This is a genomic window from Thomasclavelia sp. (assembly GCF_017889095.1).
Lineage (GTDB): Bacteria > Bacillota_I > Bacilli_A > Erysipelotrichales > Coprobacillaceae > Thomasclavelia.
In genome coordinates this window covers 1-2,659 of the sequence record NZ_JAGHEW010000082.1, presented here as the reverse complement: position 1 = coordinate 2,659, position 2,659 = coordinate 1, and the positions used below count along the sequence as shown (strand labels likewise).

At 33.1% G+C, this 2,659-nt stretch carries 2 protein-coding genes; both read left to right on the top strand.

The window, feature by feature from the left end; genetic code table 11:
* Nucleotides 1–38: 38 nt before the first annotated feature.
* Nucleotides 39–680, top strand: coding sequence for a J domain-containing protein (locus J7M77_RS03600; protein WP_296876093.1), 642 nt, complete (start codon nt 39–41; stop codon nt 678–680).
* Between the two features lie 15 nt (nt 681–695).
* On the top strand, nt 696–2,456 hold the full coding sequence (dnaK, locus tag J7M77_RS03595; protein ID WP_296876092.1) for a molecular chaperone DnaK: 1,761 nt from the start codon (nt 696–698) through the stop codon (nt 2,454–2,456).
* The last annotated feature ends 203 nt before the right edge of the window (nt 2,457–2,659 follow it).

Below are 2,659 nucleotides of genomic sequence, written 5' to 3'. Positions count from 1 at the left end.
ATGATGGTAAAACAGAAACGATTGGAAGGTAAACAGTAATGAACCCGTATCAAATATTAGGAATATCACCAGATGCAACTGATGATGAAGTAAAAAAAGCATATCGAACGCTAAGTAAAAAATATCATCCTGATGCTAATATCAACAATCCTAATCAGGCTGCTTATACTGAAAAGTTTAAAGAAGTACAAACTGCCTATAAAACAATTATGGATGAACGCAAACGTGGGTTTACTAATCGAACTTATGGTAATAGTCAAAGTACGGGTTATAATGGCTACAATCAGTCTAGTTATCAATATACAAATGATCAGAGTGCTTTTAATGAAGTAGCCGGATTTATCAACGCTAGAAGATATCAGGAAGCTTTAAATATTTTAGAACAAATTAAAACTAGAAATGCGATGTGGTTTTATTATAGCGCAATTGCCATGAATGGAATTGGTAATAACATTACTGCAGTTGAATATGCCCAGACAGCAGCGCAAATGGAACCAGGTAATTTACAGTATATTTTATTATTACAGCAGCTTCGTGGTGGTCAACGACAGTATCAGCAAGGACAACAGACCTATGGTTCACCATTTGGTAATCCGATTCAATGCTGTTATAGTATCATGATGATCAATTGTTTATTAAACTGCTGTTGTGGTTATGGCGGTTATGGCCGGACATGTTAAAAGGAGAAATGTGAAATGAGTAAAGTAATTGGAATTGATTTAGGAACAACTAATAGTTGTATGGCATATATGGAAGATGGTAAGGCAATTATTATTCCTAATGATCAAGGGAACAAAACGACACCAAGTGTGGTTGCTTTTACTAATGATGGAAAACGGTTGGTTGGTGAAAGTGCTAAAAGACAAGCGGTTACCAATCCTAACAATACTATCGTTTCGATAAAAAGAGAAATGGGCTCTAATTATCGTAAAAAAATAAATGGTAAAAGTTATAGCCCCCAGGAAATTTCAGCAATGATCTTACAGAAATTAAAAATCGATGCTGAAGCTTATTTACATGAACCAGTAACTGATGCGGTAATTACAGTTCCTGCTTATTTTGATGATGCTCAGCGTCAGGCAACCAAAGATGCCGGAAGAATTGCAGGGTTGAATGTTAAAAGAATTATCAATGAACCAACTGCGGCAGCTTTAGCTTATGGTTTAGAAAATAGTTATGGTCAAAAAGTAATGGTATTTGATTTAGGTGGCGGAACTTTTGATGTTTCCATCATCGAAATTGGTAATGGCGTAATTGAAGTATTATCAACTTCTGGTGATAATCATCTGGGTGGTGATGATTTTAACCAGGTTGTGGCTAATTATATTTTAGATGAGTTTAAAAAAGCCGAAGGAATTGATTTAAGAAATGATCAGGTGGCGATGCAGCGAATTAACGAAGCAGCAGAAAAAGCTAAAATTGAATTATCAATTATGATTACTTCGATTGTCAATTTGCCATTTATTACCAATACAAACAATGGACCTAAAAATCTTGAAGTAGAAATTACTCGTAATAAATTTAATGAATTAACTAAAGGTTTAGTTGAACGAGTTGTTTTACCAATGCAAAATGCCTTAAATGATGCTCGTTTAGTACCAAGTGAATTAAATAAAATTATTTTAGTTGGTGGTTCTTCTAGAATTCCTGCTGTTCAAGCTAAAATCAAAGAAATTACGGGAATTGAACCAAGTAAATCATTAAATCCTGATGAATGTGTAGCCCAGGGAGCAAGTATTCAAGGCGGAAAATTGTCTGGTGATGTTAGTACTACTGGTAACTTTGATGTCTTGTTATTAGACGTTACCCCATTAACTTTATCAGTGGAAACAGTTGGCGGTGTAGCAACGCCATTAATTGAACGAAATACTACGATTCCAACTAGTCATAGTCAAATTTTTACTACTTCAGCTAATTTCCAAACTCAGGTAGAAATTAATGTTTTACAGGGTGAAAGACCGTTAGCGAAAGATAATAAAAGTTTAGGTAAATTTAAATTAAAGAAAATTAAACGGGCTATGCGTGGAGTACCCCAAATTGAAGTAACTTTTGATATTGATGCTAATGGAATTGTTAATGTATCGGCTAAAGATTTAGCTAGTGGTAATATGCAAAGTATTACGATTGAAAATAGTTCTAATATGTCGGAATCAGATATTGAACGGGCAATTCATGAAGCAAAACAGTTTGAACAACAAGATAGCATGCTAAAAGAAAGATTAGTTTTTAAAAACGAAGTCGAAACACTAGTAATGCAAATTGAAGCGGCTTTATCAAAGCATAGCAAAACGCTTGATAAAGTTACTAAAAACGAAATCAAAAGCGAGTTATCAAGTTTTAAGAAATTAATTAAAAAAGTAAATTTCGAAACTTGTGATCAAGTTAAATTTGATGAAATCAAAAGTGCTAAAATTAATCTTGAAAATAAATCAGCCCAATTATTATCAATGCAATAAACTGAAGCTTAGTCTTCAGTTTTTAATTTGTTGAAAAAACAGTAAGAATAATTTGAGATCAATTTGAGACAGTTAATAAGTCGAAATATGTTAAAATATAAATAAGCAATAATTAAATATTGCCCGCTGTTTTTGAAGGAGGGATAAACAATGGTACATTGTTCTTCAGGCGGGTCAAAAAGATTATGAAAGAGATAATTCCT

Excerpts from the sequence above, each read along its gene's own strand:
- J7M77_RS03600 (WP_296876093.1), top strand. The coding sequence starts at position 39 with ATGAACCCGTATCAAATATTAGGAATATCACCAGATGCAACTGATGAT.
- dnaK (WP_296876092.1), top strand. The coding sequence starts at position 696 with ATGAGTAAAGTAATTGGAATTGATTTAGGAACAACTAATAGTTGTATG.